The sequence below is a fragment of the Endozoicomonas sp. YOMI1 genome, assembly GCF_024606345.1.
Taxonomy (GTDB): Bacteria; Pseudomonadota; Gammaproteobacteria; order Pseudomonadales; family Endozoicomonadaceae; genus Endozoicomonas.
The window spans coordinates 1-18,973 of the sequence record NZ_JAHHPM010000540.1; the positions used below are offsets into that span (position 1 = coordinate 1).

Annotated in this window: 16 protein-coding genes and 1 tRNA gene; 10 read left to right on the forward strand and 7 right to left on the reverse strand. The window is 47.8% G+C overall.

Features of this window, described 5'->3' with window-relative positions:
- Window positions 1–289: 289 nt before the first annotated feature.
- Window positions 290–365 (forward strand) — tRNA-Phe (locus KDK15_RS19095).
- A gap of 281 nt (window positions 366–646) precedes the next feature.
- On the opposite strand, the gene KDK15_RS19100 is transcribed toward KDK15_RS19095, so the two are convergent.
- Together KDK15_RS19100 and KDK15_RS19105 are read right to left on the reverse strand one after the other, a co-directional pair.
- Window positions 647–919 carry an oxidative damage protection protein gene (locus KDK15_RS19100; protein WP_101746174.1) on the reverse strand — a complete coding sequence of 91 codons (273 nt, stop codon included), beginning with the start codon at window positions 917–919 and terminating at the stop codon, window positions 647–649.
- Between the two features lie 76 nt (window positions 920–995).
- On the reverse strand, window positions 996–2,537 hold the full coding sequence (locus tag KDK15_RS19105) for a YdiU family protein (protein ID WP_257296988.1): 1,542 nt from the start codon (window positions 2,535–2,537) through the stop codon (window positions 996–998).
- Window positions 2,538–2,624: 87 nt separating this feature from the next.
- Here KDK15_RS19105 and KDK15_RS19110 point away from each other — a divergent pair, with 87 nt between their 5' ends.
- The 3 genes from KDK15_RS19110 (at window position 2,625) to KDK15_RS19120 (ending at window position 5,250) form a co-directional block, all read left to right on the forward strand.
- Window positions 2,625–3,386: a hypothetical protein gene (locus tag KDK15_RS19110; protein ID WP_257296989.1), complete on the forward strand. Its 762-nt coding sequence runs from the start codon at window positions 2,625–2,627 to the stop codon at window positions 3,384–3,386.
- Window positions 3,387–3,716: 330 nt separating this feature from the next.
- Window positions 3,717–4,460: a hypothetical protein gene (locus KDK15_RS19115; protein ID WP_257296990.1), complete on the forward strand. Its 744-nt coding sequence runs from the start codon at window positions 3,717–3,719 to the stop codon at window positions 4,458–4,460.
- The gene (locus tag KDK15_RS19120) at window positions 4,402–5,250 is read left to right on the forward strand and encodes a hypothetical protein (RefSeq protein WP_257296991.1); all 849 of its coding nucleotides are present in this window, start codon (window positions 4,402–4,404) and stop codon (window positions 5,248–5,250) included. The genes KDK15_RS19115 and KDK15_RS19120 overlap by 59 nt, the downstream gene beginning before the upstream one ends.
- On the opposite strand, the gene KDK15_RS19125 is transcribed toward KDK15_RS19120, so the two are convergent.
- The 4 genes from KDK15_RS19125 to KDK15_RS19140 form a co-directional block, all read right to left on the reverse strand.
- A complete protein-coding gene (locus KDK15_RS19125) occupies window positions 5,247–7,178 on the reverse strand; it encodes an autotransporter outer membrane beta-barrel domain-containing protein (protein ID WP_257296992.1) in 1,932 nt (643 codons plus the stop codon). The two genes, KDK15_RS19120 and KDK15_RS19125, sit on opposite strands and share 4 nt — an antisense overlap.
- Before the next feature lie 148 nt (window positions 7,179–7,326).
- Window positions 7,327–8,409 (reverse strand): A/G-specific adenine glycosylase, encoded by a 1,083-nt coding sequence (gene mutY, locus KDK15_RS19130; protein WP_257296993.1) that lies wholly within the window; start codon window positions 8,407–8,409, stop codon window positions 7,327–7,329.
- A 70-nt stretch (window positions 8,410–8,479) separates the two neighbouring features.
- Window positions 8,480–10,507 carry an AsmA family protein gene (locus KDK15_RS19135; RefSeq protein ID WP_257296994.1) on the reverse strand — a complete coding sequence of 676 codons (2,028 nt, stop codon included), beginning with the start codon at window positions 10,505–10,507 and terminating at the stop codon, window positions 8,480–8,482.
- Between the two features lie 113 nt (window positions 10,508–10,620).
- Window positions 10,621–12,642 carry an SPOR domain-containing protein gene (locus KDK15_RS19140; RefSeq protein WP_257296995.1) on the reverse strand — a complete coding sequence of 674 codons (2,022 nt, stop codon included), beginning with the start codon at window positions 12,640–12,642 and terminating at the stop codon, window positions 10,621–10,623.
- 386 nt (window positions 12,643–13,028) lie between these two features.
- Here KDK15_RS19140 and KDK15_RS19145 point away from each other — a divergent pair, with 386 nt between their 5' ends.
- From KDK15_RS19145 to hisF, 6 genes are all read left to right on the forward strand, one after another.
- A complete protein-coding gene (locus KDK15_RS19145; RefSeq protein ID WP_257296996.1) occupies window positions 13,029–13,685 on the forward strand; it encodes a hypothetical protein in 657 nt (218 codons plus the stop codon).
- 106 nt (window positions 13,686–13,791) lie between these two features.
- Window positions 13,792–14,385, forward strand: a complete 594-nt coding sequence (hisB, locus tag KDK15_RS19150; protein WP_257296997.1) for an imidazoleglycerol-phosphate dehydratase HisB — start codon at window positions 13,792–13,794, stop codon at window positions 14,383–14,385.
- Between the two features lie 2 nt (window positions 14,386–14,387).
- Window positions 14,388–15,032: an imidazole glycerol phosphate synthase subunit HisH gene (gene hisH, locus KDK15_RS19155; RefSeq protein WP_257296998.1), complete on the forward strand. Its 645-nt coding sequence runs from the start codon at window positions 14,388–14,390 to the stop codon at window positions 15,030–15,032.
- Window positions 15,033–15,048: 16 nt separating this feature from the next.
- Window positions 15,049–15,777 (forward strand): 1-(5-phosphoribosyl)-5-[(5-phosphoribosylamino)methylideneamino]imidazole-4-carboxamide isomerase, encoded by a 729-nt coding sequence (gene hisA / locus KDK15_RS19160; RefSeq protein ID WP_257296999.1) that lies wholly within the window; start codon window positions 15,049–15,051, stop codon window positions 15,775–15,777.
- 16 nt (window positions 15,778–15,793) lie between these two features.
- Entirely contained in the window at window positions 15,794–16,156 is a 363-nt protein-coding gene (locus tag KDK15_RS19165) for a DUF4870 domain-containing protein (protein ID WP_257297000.1), read from the forward strand.
- A 24-nt stretch (window positions 16,157–16,180) separates the two neighbouring features.
- A complete protein-coding gene (gene hisF, locus KDK15_RS19170; protein ID WP_257297001.1) occupies window positions 16,181–16,954 on the forward strand; it encodes an imidazole glycerol phosphate synthase subunit HisF in 774 nt (257 codons plus the stop codon).
- Window positions 16,955–17,459: 505 nt separating this feature from the next.
- Here the strand turns inward: hisF and KDK15_RS19175 are convergent.
- Entirely contained in the window at window positions 17,460–18,737 is a 1,278-nt protein-coding gene (locus KDK15_RS19175) for an AhpA/YtjB family protein (RefSeq protein ID WP_257297002.1), read from the reverse strand.
- Window positions 18,738–18,973 lie beyond the last annotated feature (236 nt).

Genomic DNA, 18,973 nt, shown 5'->3' on the forward strand with positions numbered 1-18,973 from the left:
ATAGTAACTGCCCACTTAGCCAGAAAAATACGATTCCATTTGGCCAACTACTTATTGACTGGCCGAGAATCTGGACTGCAGAGCGGGATCAGAAAGTTTGGGATCAATTGCAGGGCTGATATTGAATTGGTATAAATGCAAAGATTTACACGGTTAATAAACGACGGTTTGATGATCCCCAGCTTGCATACTCACCGACTGACCATAAAAACTTATATATGACTTGACTCTCCAGGGTGAAATCCGTTTAATACGCCTCGCACGTCGTTTTCGTTGTTGTATGAATAGCGCCTGGGTAGCTCAGTTGGTAGAGCAGCGGATTGAAAATCCGCGTGTCGGTGGTTCGATTCCGCCCCTAGGCACCATATAGAAAAGCCTTGAGTCTTTGCTCAAGGCTTTTTTGTTATGGGAGTATCAAAAAATCAATGGTTATCAAACCTGACGATAGCTTCTGCTGTATCAGGCGCAATGGTTGCACTGTGCAGCTCAACAAAATAAATAAGCAATGATTGATAAACATCCAGAGACTTCTACATATGCGCCATATCTATCGCTATCTGAACGATAGGCATGGCCAAATAATTTTTCTCATCAGTTTTTGAGGAGTTCCGGGCCCTGAGGTTTGCTGAGAATAGCCAGCAGAGGGTTAGTTATCTTCCGGCACATAGCCTTCAGCGGCATCAATATCTTCGCCAGAGAAATATTTATCCATTTGTTCCATAAGATATTGCCGGGCTTCAGGTGCCAACAGATTCAGGTGCTTTTCATTGATCAGACGGGTCTGGTGAGCCTGCCATTCAGTCCAGGCTTCCTGGGAAACGTGCTCAAAGATCCACTGCCCCTTTGGACCGGGTAGTGGCGGAACCATCAGGCCTTCCGCTTCTTTTTTCAGTTTGACGCATTGAATCATTCTGGCCATTGTTATCTCACTGCTTCAGTTACTGTGGATTGAGGGTATCTTAACGGGAAAGCTGCCTGATAAACATTGCTTCCCTTCAGGAAGAGCAGCTGACTTCCAGTTTTTTGCCCCATTCAGGCGGTTGCTCTGCATAGTGCTCAAAGTCAGGGTGCTCATCGCAGGGAGACACCAGTACGTTCATCAGGTTTTCAATTTCCTGGTAGTCACCCTTCTCTGCCTTTTCGATCGCCTGTTGTGCCAGATAGTTTCTGAGAATAAATTTCGGGTTTACTTGTTTCATTCGTTTCTGGCGGGTCTGATCATCCAGAGGATTTCTCCTGAGCCTTTCCTTATAGGTATCCAACCAGGGGGCAAGTGATGGGTGGTTAACTAACGGCTCTAATTGTTTACCAGGCTGTTCCGAAGGAAAGCTGCTGAGGGTTCGGAAGAATAATGTGTAATCACAGTGACTGTCATGCAATAGCTGAAGCAGATCGCGAACCAGTTCTGCGTCTTCCTCCTCTTTTGCCACCAGCCCCAGCTTGTCGAGCATCAATCGGGTATAGGCTTGGGTGTAGATTTGTGGGTATTGATCCAGCGCTTTCTGGATTAACTCAACATCATCAAACAGCGGAACCAATGCCTGGCCAAGCCTGCCACAGTTCCAGTAGCCAATGTCAGGTTGCTGGCTGAAGGCATAGCGACCGGAGTGGTCAGAGTGGTTGCAGATGTAGTGCCAGTTAAAATCGTCCATAAAACCATAGGGGCCATAATCAAAGGTATCCCCGATAATGCTCATATTGTCAGTATTCATAACGCCGTGGGCAAAACCTGCGGCCTGCCACCGGGCAATTAAGCTTGCGGTACGATGAACGACTTCTGCATAAAACAGCTGATACCCTTTGTCATTGCCAGCTACTGCTTCCATTCCTTCAAGTTCATGAAAGTGGTGTTCAATGGTGTAATCAGCCAGCTCTTTTAAGGCTTCATATCGTTTGTTGTAAAAGCAGTATTCAAAGTGACCGAAGCGGATATGGCTTCTGGCCAGTCTGAGCAATGTTGAGCCAGCTTCCGTGGTTTCCCGATAAACCGGCGTATCACTGGTGACCACGCACAGGGCGCGGGTCGTCGGAATGCCCAAATGGTGGAGTGCTTCTGAGGCGAGATATTCCCGGATGCAGGAGCGCAGAACGGCTCTGCCATCACCAAACCGGGAGTAAGGGGTTTGCCCGGCACCTTTCAAATGCAGGTCCCACTTTTCTCCCCGGGTATTGACCAGTTCTCCCAGCAACAGCCCTCGGCCATCACCCAGTTGGGGATTATAGGCACCAAACTGATGGCCGGAATAAACCATGGCCAGCGGTTCTGAACCGGGCCATGCACGGTTTCCGGAACCGATCAGTGTCAGTTGCCCCCGGGTTTCCTGTGTGTCTTCAAGGTTAAGCAGCTGGCCCGCTGATGCGCTATAGGCAACCAGTCTCGGGTTCTCCAGAGGTGTTGGGTCCAGCCTTGTGTAAAAGCAGTCCGGCAAGCGTGAGTAGGTATTGTTAAAGTGTTCGCCATCAAGGTTATTCATCCCTGTGGTGCTCCCGAATGATTTACCGTCGATCAGTTTACCCTGTATTTGTGCGCTGCACATTCACTCTCATGAATCTATTGTTGAACTAATAGACAGTTTTTCTGTCTGAATAGATAAAAGTTTTCAGAATAAGAAATGAGGTTTCATATGAGTTCAGTCGAACTGGGCGCTTTGAGTGCCATGTCTTACTGCTGGCACAAGCACGATGATAGTTTCTTCCTTGCCCGTGCGGTGAAAGCTATCGCCGGGGCAGTGAAAGCGACTTTTAGTAAATTCACCGTAGAATTGCTAAAAGATGCCAAGCCTTTGATGGAACGCCATCCGTCCGCCTGGTTTGCAGAACCGGTGGGACGAGCATTGGTTGAATACAGTATATCCCACGCACCGGACACTTCCCGACAACCGGCAACAGCAGGCAGTCCTCCCCCATCAGCAACAAACGGCAGTCCTCCCCCATCAGCAACAGCAGGCAGTCCTCCCCCATTGCCCCAACCGCAACGGGCACGGGTGAATTCACCATTGTCATTTTCCTTAAAAGAAACGGATGCAACACGGATTCAATTTGTAAGCGGAGAATACCCGACAGTAGTAGATGTGAGTAACGTCTATAAAAAGATGAGAGCGGCTGCTGGGGAATTGTGGGTCGAAAACGCCAAGGTTATATGCAGAGCTGTGAAGAAAGATGAGGTAGACGATATCGCATTTGGCAATAAAAATCATTATGTTATATCTAAATATCAGATAGCTGTTCCTCACCCAACCGGTGAAGGTTACTCGATTGAAGAAGTATTTCATGTGATTGATAGAGAGAATTGGTGGAGGAAGCTGGTGCGTATTGGTTCGTTCTGTGAAGCAGCAGATGGATCAACAACTGGAGGGGAGGCGGTTTCTCCGGATATTCAGGGGTAAGCTCAACCAGAGCAGGCCTTTATTTAAAAAATCTCAAAGTTAAAGACAAAAATGGCAATGATTACTTTCCCTATGCCCAGACCAAGTTTGTTGGGGGCAACCATGATCACAATGATGTTGGCGATGCGTGAAGTTGCGGTTTTGATGTACTGAGAATGCAGCTGCTATTTTCCAGCATCGTCGCATTATCAGCCTACCCGAATTTACCGTCGATCAGTTTACCCTGTATTTGTGCGCTACACATTCATTCTCATAAATTTATTGTTGAACTAATAGACAGTTTTTCTGTCTTATAAGATAAAGGTTTTCAGAATAAGAAAGGAGGTTTATATGAGTTCAGTCGAACTGGGCGTTTTAAATGCCATGTCTTACTGTTGGAACAAGCACGATGACAGTTTTATCCTTGCCCGTACGGCTAAAACCATAGCCGGGGCGATTAAAGCGATTTTTAGCAAATACACCGTCACATTGAGAGATGCCGAGCCTGTGATGATACGTCATCCCAACGCCTGGTTTACAGAACCCGTTTCACGGGCATTGGCTGAATACGATATATCCCACGCACAAGATACTTCCCGAAAATCGGCAACAGCAGGCAGTCCTACCCCATCATCAACAGCAGGCAGTCCTCCCCCATTGCCCCAACCGCAACGGGTACGGGTGAATTCGCCATTCTCATTTTCCTTAAACGAAACAGATACAACTCGAGTTAGATTTGTAGGCGGAACGCCGACACTACCATTTGTGAATCAAGCTTATAGAGAGATGAGAGGAGCAGCTGGGGATTCGTGGGTTGCAGGCGCTGGGGTTACATGCGAAGAGATTAGGACATATCCAGTTGATCATATCGCATTTAATAATAAAAATCATAATGTTTTATCGAAATATTTGATGACTATTGCCCACGAAGCCCCAACCTGTAAAACCGGTGAACTAGCATACTCGATGGAAGAAGTGCTTCTGGTGGTTGATAGACAGACTGGCCAGCAGAAGCTGGTGCGTATTGGTTCGTTCAGTGAAAATCCAGACGGATCAACAACCGGAGGGGGGGGGGTTCCCCGGATATTCAGATAATAGCTCAAGAAAGACTGGCTATTATTTACAAGAACTCAAGGCCATAGATAAAGAGGGTAATGTTTACCAACCCTACAAGAATACCAAGTTTGGTATAGGCGCTTCTATCAGTAGAGATAGAAAGATACGCAGTTCATGGAGTTGTGGTTTTGATTCACTGAGAATGGCGCTTTACCAGGCCACAGGCTATAAATTTTCTTTTATGGCCGTGGTCGCTTTTTTAGAAGAAATGATCAGCACCAGAGACAATGCACACGATGTGAGACAGTGGTTGTCTGATCGCCATTATCCTTTGTGCGATATATTAATGGAAATTTTGGTTTGCAACGTCGATAAACCATCAGACTACCCGTTTTTTCTGAAGGAAGAGCGGTCTGACGGTGTGCGAAATCTCCAAGAAGCAAGAAGAAACGTAGAAGGTTTCAAAATATGCAAGCGTAAGGATATTTTGGAAACAGACTGGGACTACTCATCAACAGCCATACTTGGCCAGCCTGAACACTCTTTTGGTGTCTATCGAAACAGAAAATCAGATGGCACTTTCGAATATATGGTCTATGACCCTCACAATTTCAGCAGAAGTCGAGACTTTTACACATCACCCAATGGTCAGGGACTACTCAGCTTTGCAACCGCAAAAGAAGCTATTGACTATGTAACAACACACAAAGGAGGGCACAATGGCAGGCTTGATGCATTCTATAGAGTGCCTGATTTCGTAATGTGCCTCCTGCGGGACAGAATGATGACAACAAAAAATCGGCTTGAGGAAAATGGAGACGGTTTCTAGAAGTTATAACGAACCCTGGCAATACACCCATCGACTTTGAAATTATCTGTCCAATGGTGTAGGTAACGAAAGGTAATGGTGGTATTGCCCTGAATTTCCACATTCATGCTTGCATCAAATTGATAGCGATTGTTATCTCTGTCAGCGCCATTGATCCGGAAGTGTTCACCACCTGCGGCAAAGTGCGCAGTGATAGCAATCGGATCTTTTTTGAAATCGTGCAAGCCCATCAGCCCAAGCTCTGGTTTGATCACCATTGCATGGGTATTAATTTCTCCAATCAACTTCAGGCCAGCACCCAGCTCCATAATGTCATATTTGCCATTATTGACCTGATCGTAAGATAAGTGTGATTGAGCAGGATCTCTGCCAGACTCGGTATAACCGTCGGTTTTGATGGTGTAATAATTCAAGGCTACCTGAGGCTGCCAGCTCCACTCATATCCCAGGGGGTAAGTGTGGCCCGCTACCATGCCTACCCCCCAGCTCCGGGTATCGTATTTTGCATCGTGCAGGTGACCATCAACGTAGCGGTGCCCTTTATTCTTGCCTGAGGAATAACTCATTCGACCATCAAAGAAAAAATCATCTTCCTGGTACGATGAGTAAAGGCTGATGATATGAGTATCCGTGTCAATTTTGCTGCTTGAGCCATCTTTCCCTTCTACTTTTTCTTTTGCATAGGTGTAGGCAATGCCTACTTCTGTATTCTGATCCTCTTCCAGAGGGTTATCTGCACCCATGGAGAAGCCATTGGTTCTGGCATGATAACCCGGTACGTCGTCCTTAATATCCTGTGTTGCCTTGCTGTACTCGTATTGAATCCAGGCAGTGCCAGCAGAGAAGATATCTCCGGCGTTGATGCCGGTTCGTTTGCCAGACATTCTGTCATCAAGGATTTTGGCTGCCGCCACCGGGACTTGCGGTATCGCTCCATCCGTTAACGGTACAAACCTTGCCGCGTCCGGATCTCGCTCTGTCAGCACCAGGCGACCATCCTGTTGATAGTTACCGTCGATATTAAGTTCAGACGGGATGGTAACGACGGCTCCCTGACGAATATGCAATGCAGGTGATGATTCCGGTACCTCTGCACGACTACTGTCTGATGAGCTGGAAACGATAGCCATCCGATCTGCCAAAAAATGGAGATGGCCATTCACACCAATCAGCCTTATGATGAATGATGGTCGGCTCTGTAATGGTGATAGGTTGACCTCACCCAGCGTTCCTCTGGAATTTACATATACCCTTTCATAGTCTTCAGTAACGTTGGTTGCCAGTACTCCTTTGCCCTCTGGCACCTTATCAGAGAAAAGAATATTGGCTGCACTGGCTGCTTCGTGGATGTCAGTTTTTAATGCTGCGCTTTGCGGCTTCCTGACTGAATACGGCATAAAAGTGGGATTAGGTATCTCCTGGGCTTTGTCTGCTCTTTCTTTCTCCAGGTTATCAACACTGACAGCATAAACACGACCAATGGGCAGGGTGCTGGTGAGTTTCAACGACTCAAGGTCAGCGGGAAGCGCCACCGGTGCTGCCACTCCATGAAGATTCAGAGTGGAGAAACCATGTTGCAGCGCTGAACTTGAAACGGTCTGTACGGTTTCTGCAGAACCACCCTTAACGGTTAGTTCGTCATTTCTGGTTTTGCTGCCCCGCAGGTTTACCGGCGTGTCACTGTTGTGGATATAGTTAAGGTTTGGGGAGGCTGTATGAATTTCACCACTGGCTTCATTAAGTGCTTCATTGTGCGCGTCTGGACCTGCCGGGGAGTTTTTTTGAGTTTCTTTATAATCATTGGATGCAGTTCCAGTGCCTTCAGTTTCATTTCCAGCATAGCTATTTTGGGTTAATGTTGAGATTACTGTAGAAATGGCAATTACCAGTATTTTTTTATGGAATGTCTCACATTTGAAACCAATCATTCTTCAGTTTCCTCAACCAATGGGTTATACCATAGAGCTGAAACTTCTATACATAATGTATATGAGTGCTTAGCTGCACTAGCAAAGTTTAATCATCTCCATCTCAAAAGGAATGTTCATAGCCAATAAAACTGACAGGCAAGGCGGCTTACAATGCATTTTCTACTTTTTGTAACAGTTTCTTTACCGGTGCCGCCAATCCCAATTCAGGTGATTGATCCAGTGCAAACCAGTAATAGCTTTCATGGTCTTTTATTACCGTATTGGTTTGTCCCGGATATTCAACAAAACTCAGTGCCGGGGTAATGTCCAGGTGGTAGTGGCTGAAGGTATGACGAAAAGACGACCATGTATCGAATTCTGTCAGTAACAGGCCTGTCTTCTCAAGCGCCTGCTCGATAATCTGGTCAGGATCTGAAATCTCGGGAAAGCTCCAGAGTCCTCCCCAAATGCCAGACGGTGGGCGTTTTTCAAGCAGAACTTCGCCGTACTGATTCACGACCATCAGCATAATGACCGACTTTTCCGGTTTTTCCTGTTTTGGCTTTGATTCCGGAAACAGCCTCTGCTGGCCTGTTTTGTACGCTATACAGTCAGCTTCCAGCGGACAAACCTGGCAGGCGGGTTTACTTCTTGTGCAAACCGTTGCCCCCAGATCCATCATCACCTGAGTGTAATCACCTGTTCGACACTCAGGTGTCAGCTTTTCAGCAATCTCCCACAGCGCATTGGCGACACGTGTCTGTCCAGGCCAGCCGGGGATGGCGAAGTAGCGGGTAAGTACTCTTTTTACATTGCCATCCATAATGGGAGCCCTGATCCCCATGCTAATGGAAGCAATGGCTCCCGCTGTGGATCGGCCAATGCCCGGAAGCGCCATAAGCTGTTCAACTGAGCGGGGAAATGCTCCTGAGAAGTCACTCATCACTTTTTTTGCGGCTTTATGCAGGTTTCTTGCGCGACTGTAATAACCGAGTCCACTCCAGAAATGGAGTACTTCATCTTCACTGGCTACCGCAAGATCAGTGACTTCTGGAAATCGCGCCATAAACTTTTGGTAGTAGGGAATGACAGTCGTTACCTGTGTCTGCTGCAGCATGATCTCACTGATCCAGACGCGATAAGGCGTTTTATTTTGCTGCCATGGCAGGTGTTTACGGCCATGTGTATCGAACCAGTCCAGGAGTCTCTGGCTAAAAGTACGGTCTGTATATGGGTCTTTTTTAGTCATTAAATTACAAACAACAAATTTGCGATCAGCCTGCTGGCCGATCGCGTTAAAGTAGCTGAGAGCAGAAATATTATTTGAAGAAGCCCTTGAGCAGATCTTTAACCGGTCCCTGTACTTTGTCTTCTATCTTCTTCTTAAGGCGGTTTTCTGCAATCTCCGTAATGGTTTCAGTCAGTCGCCTTACATCAATGCCACATTTCAGGGCACCAAGGTCACCGTGGCAACGGACAGGCCAGGTGACATTGACATACTCCTTGTTGATCTGACAGGCAGGATCACTGTCTGGCACTTCTTCCCCACGGATGTTGAGGCCCATATGATAGTCCAGTTGTCGATCAACAAGATTTACGTAGCCATCACCTTTCAGGTTCATATAAGCGAGCGCTGCAATCAGATTGTCGTTTGTAGCAACACCGTTTTTGATGACGAAACTGCCGCTCAGGTCGGTAAACTCGGTTGATGATCCCCAATCCGTGGTTCTCAGCTCTTTCTTACGTACTTTGGCAATGCCTTCACACACCATTTTGTCAAAATTGGCATCAGTGAATACGCCTTTATCAATCTTGAATTCAATGTTGCCATTCAGGTTTCTGGTGAGAACACTGGCGTATTGACCCTGTGTATGAACCTTCATACCCGCATTCACATCGCCTTGCAGTGAGGCAAGATCAGGAATAGCTGTTGAAAGTGCTTCAAGGCTGATATTTTTCAGATCTGCCGATGCTGCCATTTTTGGCTTGCCTGACCGACGCACATCCAGGTTAGACGTCATATCAATAGTGCCCTGATAAAAGCGGGAACCAATATTTACTTCCTGCCTACCCTTGGCTGCTTTTATAGCCACAGACGGCTGTTCAAAAATGAATTTGGCCACGGTGAGAGAGGCCAGCTTCATTGAGCCGTCAACATTAAGGCCGCGCAGCATGGCTTCCGGAATCAGAGGATATTCTTTACCTGATGATGGTTTTTCTGAGCCCGATTGGGCGGGCTGCTCTTGGTCAGGGGCTTCTGCGTTATCCGTGGCGGGGGGGAGATAGTTATCCAGATTGAGGTCGTTGCCGGTAAAGTTGAACTGCATATCGCCCCGGTCAATGCTGTTCATTTTTAAATTGCCATCCAGGGTAAAACTATCCAGCTGGAGCTGCAGCTTATCTGCGGTGAGGCTTTCACCATTGGTGCTGAAATGACTGTCAATAGATAGCCGGTTCAAGGCTTTTGGGTCAGCCATGGGAGGAAGCTGGACCTTGATCTGGTTCAGCAGATTGGCAAGGTTAAACTCTGCAACGCCCAGGTTGCCCTTAACCAGCATGGGCGTTTGTTGATATTGAACATTGCCCACAATACTCAGGCTTTCACCTTTTTCTTCATCAGGTGTAGCACTGACTTTCAGATTTTGAATATCATAATGACCCGCTTCCAGATTAAACGTCATCTTGCCACTGATCAGTGAATTTACCACGAGGTCCGGAATGGTGATGCGGGCTTTTAATTGAAAATCAAAAGGCTGCTGATTGCGGATGGCTCCTGTGGTTAAACTGGCCTGGTCAATAGTGTATTTCTGCCCGGAAACCTGGTCGTCGTAGCTGATCAGCAGTCCACTGACATTGACACTGGCAATATCCAGTCTGACAGGCGATGAGACTGGTTCTGACTCAGGCGTCGGGGATGGCTCCTGTCCCCTGGGCGTCTGTTGTTCAGTGGGCTTTGGCGCACTGACCTGCCAGTTGCCCTTGCCTTTGGTATTCTTGACCAGCGTTAATTCCAGCCCTTTCAGCTCAAGGGTCTGCATTTCAATGCGTTTACTGATTAAGGGAATCAACTTCACGCTGACTCCGGCGGAGCCCAGTTGCGCCAGTTGTGAGCTATTGGCCCCTGCGACGGATACATCCTCAAGAGAAAGGCCAACCCAGGGGAATATTGACCAGCCAATAGGGCCGTTAATGCTGACTTTCAGTCCCGACTGGTCATAGACAAGCCGGGTGATTTCATCGCGATACTGGTTGGGATCGATAACGCGTGGCAGCAGTGCCGCAGCGATAACACCAAGCAGAACCACTGCCGCCAGAAGCACGGCAATGGACTTGAGAATGCGGTTCATGGAAAGCCTCAGGATCTGAAGTTTGGAAGAGTTGAAGTAACAGGCACCTATCTTACCCTGATACTTAACGTCATCAAGGGTAAAACAGGTTTATTGCTGGAATGGGAACAGCTTCAGAGGCTGGCGATTTGCAGCTTTTTCAGTGATTTCACCGGACGGGTCCATGGATGAAGTATCAGGGCGATGTTCTTCATTGCCGGGGACTTCAGCGCCCTGATGGCTTCCTGACTGTTTCTGTATTGTCCTTGAACCAGAACATACCAGTCCTTCTGGTTGCGTTGAACATGAACAGTGATCGCTGAAGCCAGCTCCGGGAAACGCTGTTTCAACTTGTCAATTGTCTGCCGGTTACTGGCTGCGAACCACTGAATGGTATAACTGTCGTCAGGGCTGTTCAGCAGTGCATTCACATGTTTGTGATTGTCCGGCTGTTCATAGTGATTATAGTTGTTGTCCTGCTGAGAACCCGGTTGGAGAGGTTGATCTCTGTTGGGCATCGTATGAACAACCGTTTGTCGATGTATTGCCGGTGTACCGATGTCGTTTGAGCTCATTAACCTTGCCTTCACTGGCTGTCGGTTAAGATCTTCACGATGGACAATATAGGTCTTATCACCGGGGTCATCCTGGCTAATCCATTGACGTTTATCAATAGAGGGTTCTATCCCGGGATTGGCCCACGCATGGGTAGCCTGCGGGATTGAACCGACCAGGGACTGCAAATAACCAACCTGTCTGACTTTTGGCGAGAAACGTGCTGACACTCTTGATAGTGAGGGAGTGAGCAGAGCGTCCAGAGCCTCTGAACGATTCACAAAAAGCATACTAACCAGGGCATAGCGATTCCTGCTGTTTCTCTGGTAATGGATGATCTGGGTATTTTTCAATTCGCTGTAACGAAGCCTTGCTCTTTCAAGCGATGCTTTTCTACTGGCATTCATCCATTCAATCGTATAACTCTTCGGATTGGCAGTCAGCACATTCATTGAAGTCCGGGATGGTTCCGGCTCTTCATAACCTTGGGGTTTCCTGTATTCAGGAGCCGGTGAAACAGGCATGTTCGGAGTGTTATAGTCGACACTACTTCCCTGAGTAGGTTGTTGAGGAATTCTACTGCGATAGGCCGGTGAGATACTGACATACATTTCCTGAGGGTTAGCTTGCTCTGGCAGAATCCGATAGTTTTGATCACTGGATAAGCCAGAGTATGCTTTGCCATCGAACTCACTGCCATAAGACACAGTATTCATTTCAGAAGGTTGGCTTTTATCATAAGCTGCCTGAGCCGATGGGTAGCCATTATTACGACGGATCACCGGTGTTTCCGATTGTGATTGCTGATTATAATGGGGTTGCCGTTGATATTGTGAACGTTGGCGGTCTTGCTCCGCACTCTCCGTACTATAGGAAATATCGTAGTTAATAGGCGCATTATTGCTGTCGCGCATGGACAGCTCTGGAGGATATTCTGGCTGATAGCTTTCCGCCAGCTGTTCTACCGGGTATTTTGGTCTGATAATATCCAGTTTATGAATACTGGCCAGCGATCTTGTCCAGGGATAAAGCTCTCTGGCCATATGGGATCTGGGCGGTGAGTCCAGTTCCGCCATGGCGGCAATATGGCTTGGGTATGGGCCATCCAGAAGCACATACCAGACGGTGCCTGATCTTTTGTATTCAGCAATGGTCGCGTCTTTTAATACCGGGTAGCGCTGCTTTAGCGCCTCCAGCTGTTCACGCTCTTTTGCTGCCATCCATTGAAGCACGTAATGATCTCTCGGAGCGTCCAGAATGCTTACTAATGATTCTGAGTTTCGAGCTTCAATGGATAATGAATTATGGGATTCAGCATAAAGCTGTTGTTCATCAGGCTGCTTCTGCCTGGAGTATCCGGCATGCTGTGGAGCAGATTCGGTTTTATAAACTTGTCTGCTTATGCCGTTGCATAGCCAGTCATTATTTATGCCTGACTGGCAGTTCCAGGAAATATTCGAAGCCAGAGGCTTTGGCGGCAATACGAGACTCTCTGCAACAGGTGCAGCAATTGACGTCAGAGCGGCCACGACACAAAGCCTGAGTTGTTTTTCCTTAAACAACAATCGACCGGACATGGTATCAGATCCTTCTTTGTTCAATTCAACAATACCTGACTAGTAAACAAAATCAACCCTTATAAAAATTAATTTTTTATTAAATATTTTTTTTGTGAATATTTCGATTCTTATAAAGAGAGCTATTATGTTAACGGCAGAGTTGTTTTTTTCGGGAAAACAAAGGGTATTAACTTTTTGGTACTTTTTGAGTCTGAAAAAAGCGAGCTTATCCATTTTTTGATTATTAAATTATCTAAAAAACCAGTCTTTAATAGTGTAAAGAAAGGTTGGTGGTCTCCTCAGATTTAGTGAAAGGTTGTTGAGGAAAAAAAATGTCGAAAGTGAATTACCCTGCTTTTAAATTACCTGGCAATATAATTTGGATGATAGGGTTACTTAATATTTTATGCATAGCACCTGTCGTTAGCATGGCCAATGAGTGCTTCCCTGCGTTTGATAAGGCAAAATCTCAGTACATCGTCGGTTATGGTAGCCTGCTTTATGAACAGGCCAGGAAATCAACCAATATCGGGTTTAAGCCTGAAGTTCCGGTATGGGTTGATGGATTCAGAAGAGGGTGGCACACCAGAACCCGCCAGGATAACACTGTAAAGGTTACCGAGCTGGGGGTTATACCACTGGTTGGCGGACGATTTAATGGTGTGTTGATTGCCATGCCAACCAATAAGATTAAGTCGATAGATCGCCAGCAGCAACTGACATGCCGTGTACTGGTAAACCCAGGGCAATTAACGTCCATGAATAACGGGGAAGTCCCGAAAAATAGCCAGTTCTGGCTCTATCAGACGCAGAATAAATACAGCAGCAAACCCGCAGGTAGCTATCCGATCCTGATGTCCGATGTGGATGAGTTTCTCACGGGGTGTCTTGAACAGGCGGATCGGTTTGGTCTTAAATTCTTTGCCCGTGAGTGTGTGACTACGACCTGGAACTGGTCATCACATTGGGTGAATGACCGTTTACACCCGTTGAAAATAAAACCGGCTCAAATCCAGAGGCAGCAGGTGGATAAGCTTCTGGGAAATCTGGAAGGTCACCTTTATGAACAGGTTAGGTCCCAATAAGGAATATCCTCTTACAGCCTCCTAGCGGGCAGTTAGCAGTCTCTATATAATGCTCACCATAATATCCCGGCAAACAGAATAGATGACAATCCAACCGGAGAAGTTCATGGCTGAGCGCAAGGTGAGTGTTGAAAGAAACACTCTGGAAACCCAGATTCGTGTGGCCATCAATCTGGATGGTACTGGTAAGGCCTCGTTTGATACAGGGGTGCCTTTTCTTGACCATATGATGGATCAGATTGCCCGCCATGGCCTTATTGATCTTGATATTAAGGCTGTTGGTGATAATGACATCGATGATCACCATACAGTTGAGGATATTGGCATTACCCTGGGGCAGGCCTTTGCCAGGGCTATTGGTGATAAAAAAGGGCTGTATCGTTATGGGCATGCTTATGTGCCCCTGGATGAGGCGCTGTCCAGAGTCGTTATCGATTTCTCCGGGCGACCCGGTCTGGAGTTTAATGTTGAATTTACCCGCGCAATGATCGGTCGCTTTGACGTTGACCTGTTCTATGAATTCTTCCAGGGCTTCGTTAATCACGCCGGTGTTACCCTGCATATTGATAACCTGCGGGGACGCAACGCCCATCATCAAATAGAAACCGTCTTTAAAGCCTTTGGCCGTGCCTTACGTATGGCAGTCGCCCCGGATCCGCGCATGGCGGGTCAGATGCCTTCTACAAAAGGATCGTTGTAACCATGAAGACGGCCGCTGTTATTGATTATGGGATGGGCAACCTTCACTCCGTCAGTAAAGCACTGGAACATGTTGCAGAGGCGAATACCCGAATCATTGTTACCTCCGATCCCGGGCAGATACTGGCTGCCGATAAGGCGGTACTTCCCGGCGTTGGGGCAATCCGTGACTGTATGGCGGAAATACGGCGCCATGGCGTTGATGAAGTGGTTCGGGAAGTGGTAGCCACCCGGCCCTTGCTGGGTATTTGTGTTGGTATGCAGGTTCTGCTCGATCATAGTGAGGAGAATGGTGGGGTTGAATGCCTTGGCCTGTTGTCAGGTGAGGTAAAGTTCTTTGGAAAAGACCTTCGGGATAGTCAAGGCTCTCGATTAAAAGTCCCCCATATGGGCTGGAGCCCGGTCAGGCAGGTTGAGCCATCCCATCCTCTCTGGCATGGGGTTGACGACAATGCCCGGTTCTATTTCGTACACAGCTACTATGCCCGTCTTGCCAGTGCAGCGATGGTGGTGGGTAAAAGTGACTACGGTCTGGGTTTCGATGTCGCCCTCGCCCATGAGAATATGGTTGCTGTGCAGTTCCACCCTGAAAAAAGTGCCGCCAATGGACTGCAACTGCTCGAAAACTTTTTAACATGGAAGCCCTGAACTGGAAGCCAAAACGATGTTAATCATTCCTGCAATCGATTTGAAAGATGGTGCCTGTGTCCGACTGCGTCAGGGGGCAATGGATGATGCCACGGTCTTTGGTGATGACCCGGTTGCCATGGCCAGCCGGTGGGTTGATGCCGGTTGTCGCCGACTTCACCTGGTCGACCTGAATGGGGCGTTTGTCGGCAAGCCTCTGAATGCTGATGCGGTTCGCGGTATTACCGCAAAATACCCTGATTTGCCCGTGCAGATTGGTGGGGGCATTCGTGATCTGGCGACAATAGAAGCCTATCTGGATTCTGGTGTTTCCTGGGTGATTATTGGTACTAAAGCGGTAACCGACCCCGATTTTGTCAGGGAAGCCTGCCAGAAGTTTCCCAGCCATGTGATCGTGGGTATTGATGCCCGTGATGGTTGGGTTGCTACGGATGGTTGGGCAAAAGTCACCGACACCCGGGCTGTTGCCCTTGCACGTCAGTTTGAGCAGGATGGTGTCTCGGCCATCATCTATACCGATATTGCCCGGGATGGCATGATGCAGGGGGTCAATGTTGCAGCAACCCGGCAATTGGCCAACAGCATGGCGATTCCTGTGATTGCTTCCGGTGGTATCACCAACATGGATGATATACGTGCTCTCAAAGCGGTTGCCGGGGAAGGGATTGCCGGTGCGATTACCGGTCGTGCTATTTACGAAGGGACACTCAGTCTGTCCGAGGCTCAAAGCTACTACGATGAATGATTATGGTATTCCCCCCATGAACAGGCCCGATATTAAACGGGACGATAAAAATATGGCCGTGCTGGCGCATCTTCTGCCCTTGTTGGGTTTTATGGTTCCGGGGTTGAATATTGCCATACCGCTGGTGATCTGGCTGATGAAGCGGGACAAGTCACTCTATATTGAGCACCATGGCAGAGAGTCCCTGAACTTTCAGATCACCATCACACTGCTGGCTACTCTCTGGGTTATCCTCAAGTTCATGCTGGTAGGATTTCTATTATTGCCACTGTTGCCAGTGATCATCATAGTGGTTCTGGTGTTCATGGTCAGAGCAGCCATGAAGGCGGGTAGTGGTGATTTTTACCGCTACCCAATGTCGCTGCGCCTGGTCAATTAACAAGCGTTTGGAAAGGTTGAAGTCATGGGGCTGGCTAAAAGAATAATTCCCTGTCTCGATGTCGAAAATGGGCGGGTGGTTAAAGGCGTTCAGTTTGTCGACATTCGGGATGCTGGTGACCCGGTGGAAGTTGCCCGTCGTTATAACGAAGCGGGAGCTGATGAGATAACCTTTCTCGATATTACCGCCAGTCATGAGGAGCGGGAGACAACGGTGCATACGGTTGAACGTATGGCCAGTGAAGTATTTATCCCGCTGACTGTTGGCGGTGGTATTCGCAAAGTGGAAGATATCCGCACCATGCTTAATGCGGGTGCGGATAAAGTCAGCATCAACACCGCAGCGGTTTTCAATCCTGAATTTGTTCAGGAAGCTGCTGACCGTTTTGGCTCGCAATGTATTGTTGTGGCTATTGACGCCAAAAAAGTGAGCCAGCCCGGTGAGCCAGATCGCTGGGAGATATTTACCCATGGAGGGCGAAAGCCTACCGGCCTTGATGCTGTCCAGTGGGTGCTGAAAATGGAAAACCTCGGAGCCGGTGAAATACTGCTAACCAGTATGGATCAGGACGGTGTCAAAAATGGCTACGACCTGGGCGTCACCAGGGCTATCTCGGAGTCAGTGTGTATTCCGGTCATTGCATCCGGCGGCGCTGGAAATCTGGATCACCTGGTGGAAGGGATCAAAGAAGGTAAAGCGGATGCGGTACTGGCCGCCAGTATTTTCCATTTCGGGCAATACTCTATTTCTGAAGCCAAGCAGTACATGGCTGCCCGGGGGATTGAAATGAGGATTTGAATTTGATCCGGATTGCTTAATGCCTCCCGGGAGAGCTTAGACTTAAAACCAACTGTTGTCTTTAGAACGTTGAGGTTGAGAGGTGATTATTGCGACGGTTGTTGGCTTGTATACAGGGCTGTCAATATGAGTAGGGATTGGCTCTCTTTTACAACAAAAAGTGCGAACAGACGGCAACATAGAAACTCCCCTGCCATAACAGCGGGCTATTTCATTTTTGGGTTCCGAACTCAGTAAATTTTCTTTCGAAACAGAAGCTGATTGAACAGACCCTAAATCAGTCACAGAATTCATAATTCATAATTCATAATTCATTTTTTCAGGCAATCACATCCCCGCGTCTGATAATCGTAGCAGGTGAGAATCAATCTTGCCTCAAAATATTGGCAATCCCGGTTTTACCAATAGCATTTGCTCAATCCCCATTGTTTGTGCTGAGTGTCTGGTGCGTAATCTTGTGTTGCAACTCCAGACAGCCAAGAGGGTTTAGATAATCTACTGGTTATTATTTGCCCAAGTCCAGAATGGATAACATCTCAAAAATCTGGCCTCTCAGCTCATTGGCCTGCTCGTTTTTGATACCTTTGATGTTGATGACTTCACTGTCCAGGGCGGCAAAATCCGGAAGGTCTGAGGGAAGCCAGCTGGCTTCTGACCGGCGCATATAAATACCATCCATCTCTGGCAGGTTAGCCAGGGTCAGTGCCTGGCTGGCAGCACTGTCCCCCAGAGCCGGGTGTTGCTCTTCCGGGAACTCTGCCTGTTGATCACTGACGCTGAGGCCAATACCAATATGTGTTTTGGCAATATTGATTGCTCCGGCTTTTTCAACCAGTGCTTCGATCATCAGGCAGCAGAATAATGCATCTGAGGTAAATGTTGGGCTCTCTTTGCTGGAAAACCGCAGATAGGCATTCCCTTCTGGCGTGTAGGTTACCTCGCCATCATAATAATCCGCGGCTTCACTGATGATCTGGCTGTGAGTGCGGAGAATATCCTGCAAGTCTCTGGGGGCCAGCAATTGCTGAAGTCTGCCCAGGTTTTTGACTTTGATCACGGCAATCATCGCCGTTTCCTGCTGCTCTTCGACGTTCTCTTCTGGCCCCGCCATGTTCTTTTCAAGCAACTGCTGCTCGGCAAAGGCAGAAAGTCTGGTGATTTCTCCAGTCATTGGCGGGATTGGGTTCCCTGTGGGCAGAATGGAACGTAGCTGTCGTTCAATAAGTCGTAGCTGGGTCGCCAGGCTGGAGGCATAGAGTTGCAGAAAAATCAGCCCGGCCAGCAGTAGTATCAAGCTAATAGCAATAATCACGAGCAGGGCTTCTTTGGGTTTCTGGCTTAGCAGATCTTCGTTGAGTGATAAGCGCGCGTAACCGGCAATGACATCCTGGTAATGAATGGGCGATGAATAAACCGGATGTCTGATGCCTTCATCCGCCGTTTTGGCAATGGCTTTGGCAATTCTCTGGTTATCGATGCTGTAGATACTGGCTTCAGCAACATAAGGGTTCTGCACCAGCTGACTGAGCAGAACATTAAGGCTAAGCCTGTCTCCGGTGACCAGCATATCTGTCGCGGCACTGGCCGTCTGTTCACTCAATAATTGACCGATACTGTCAGCCTGGTGCTGGCTTGATGAGTCAATCTCATTGCTGATGACCAGCGACATCCCAATTGTCAGGGTGGCCATCAGTAGACAAAAGATGACCATTAACTGCGTACGGATGGAAAAGCGGGATGTGAACCACGTAAAAATATCTGGCGTGAAAATACGCTTGTTCAAAAGTTAAGCTCCTGAGAGGAAGGCCAATGATCGAGATGAATTATCAATAGCTGTTACTGTCCATGAGTAAATTCTGACAGCCTTCCCGGGGAAGAGCCAGGCTAAAAAACAAGTGGAGACAAGGTGCTCCATACTTGTCGCAATGGCAGGATGATACCAGACAAAACCTATTTCCCTGGCGATGCCTCTGTGAAAATTTTCGACATGGGTGATGCATTTCAGGTGGAAAAAGTAGG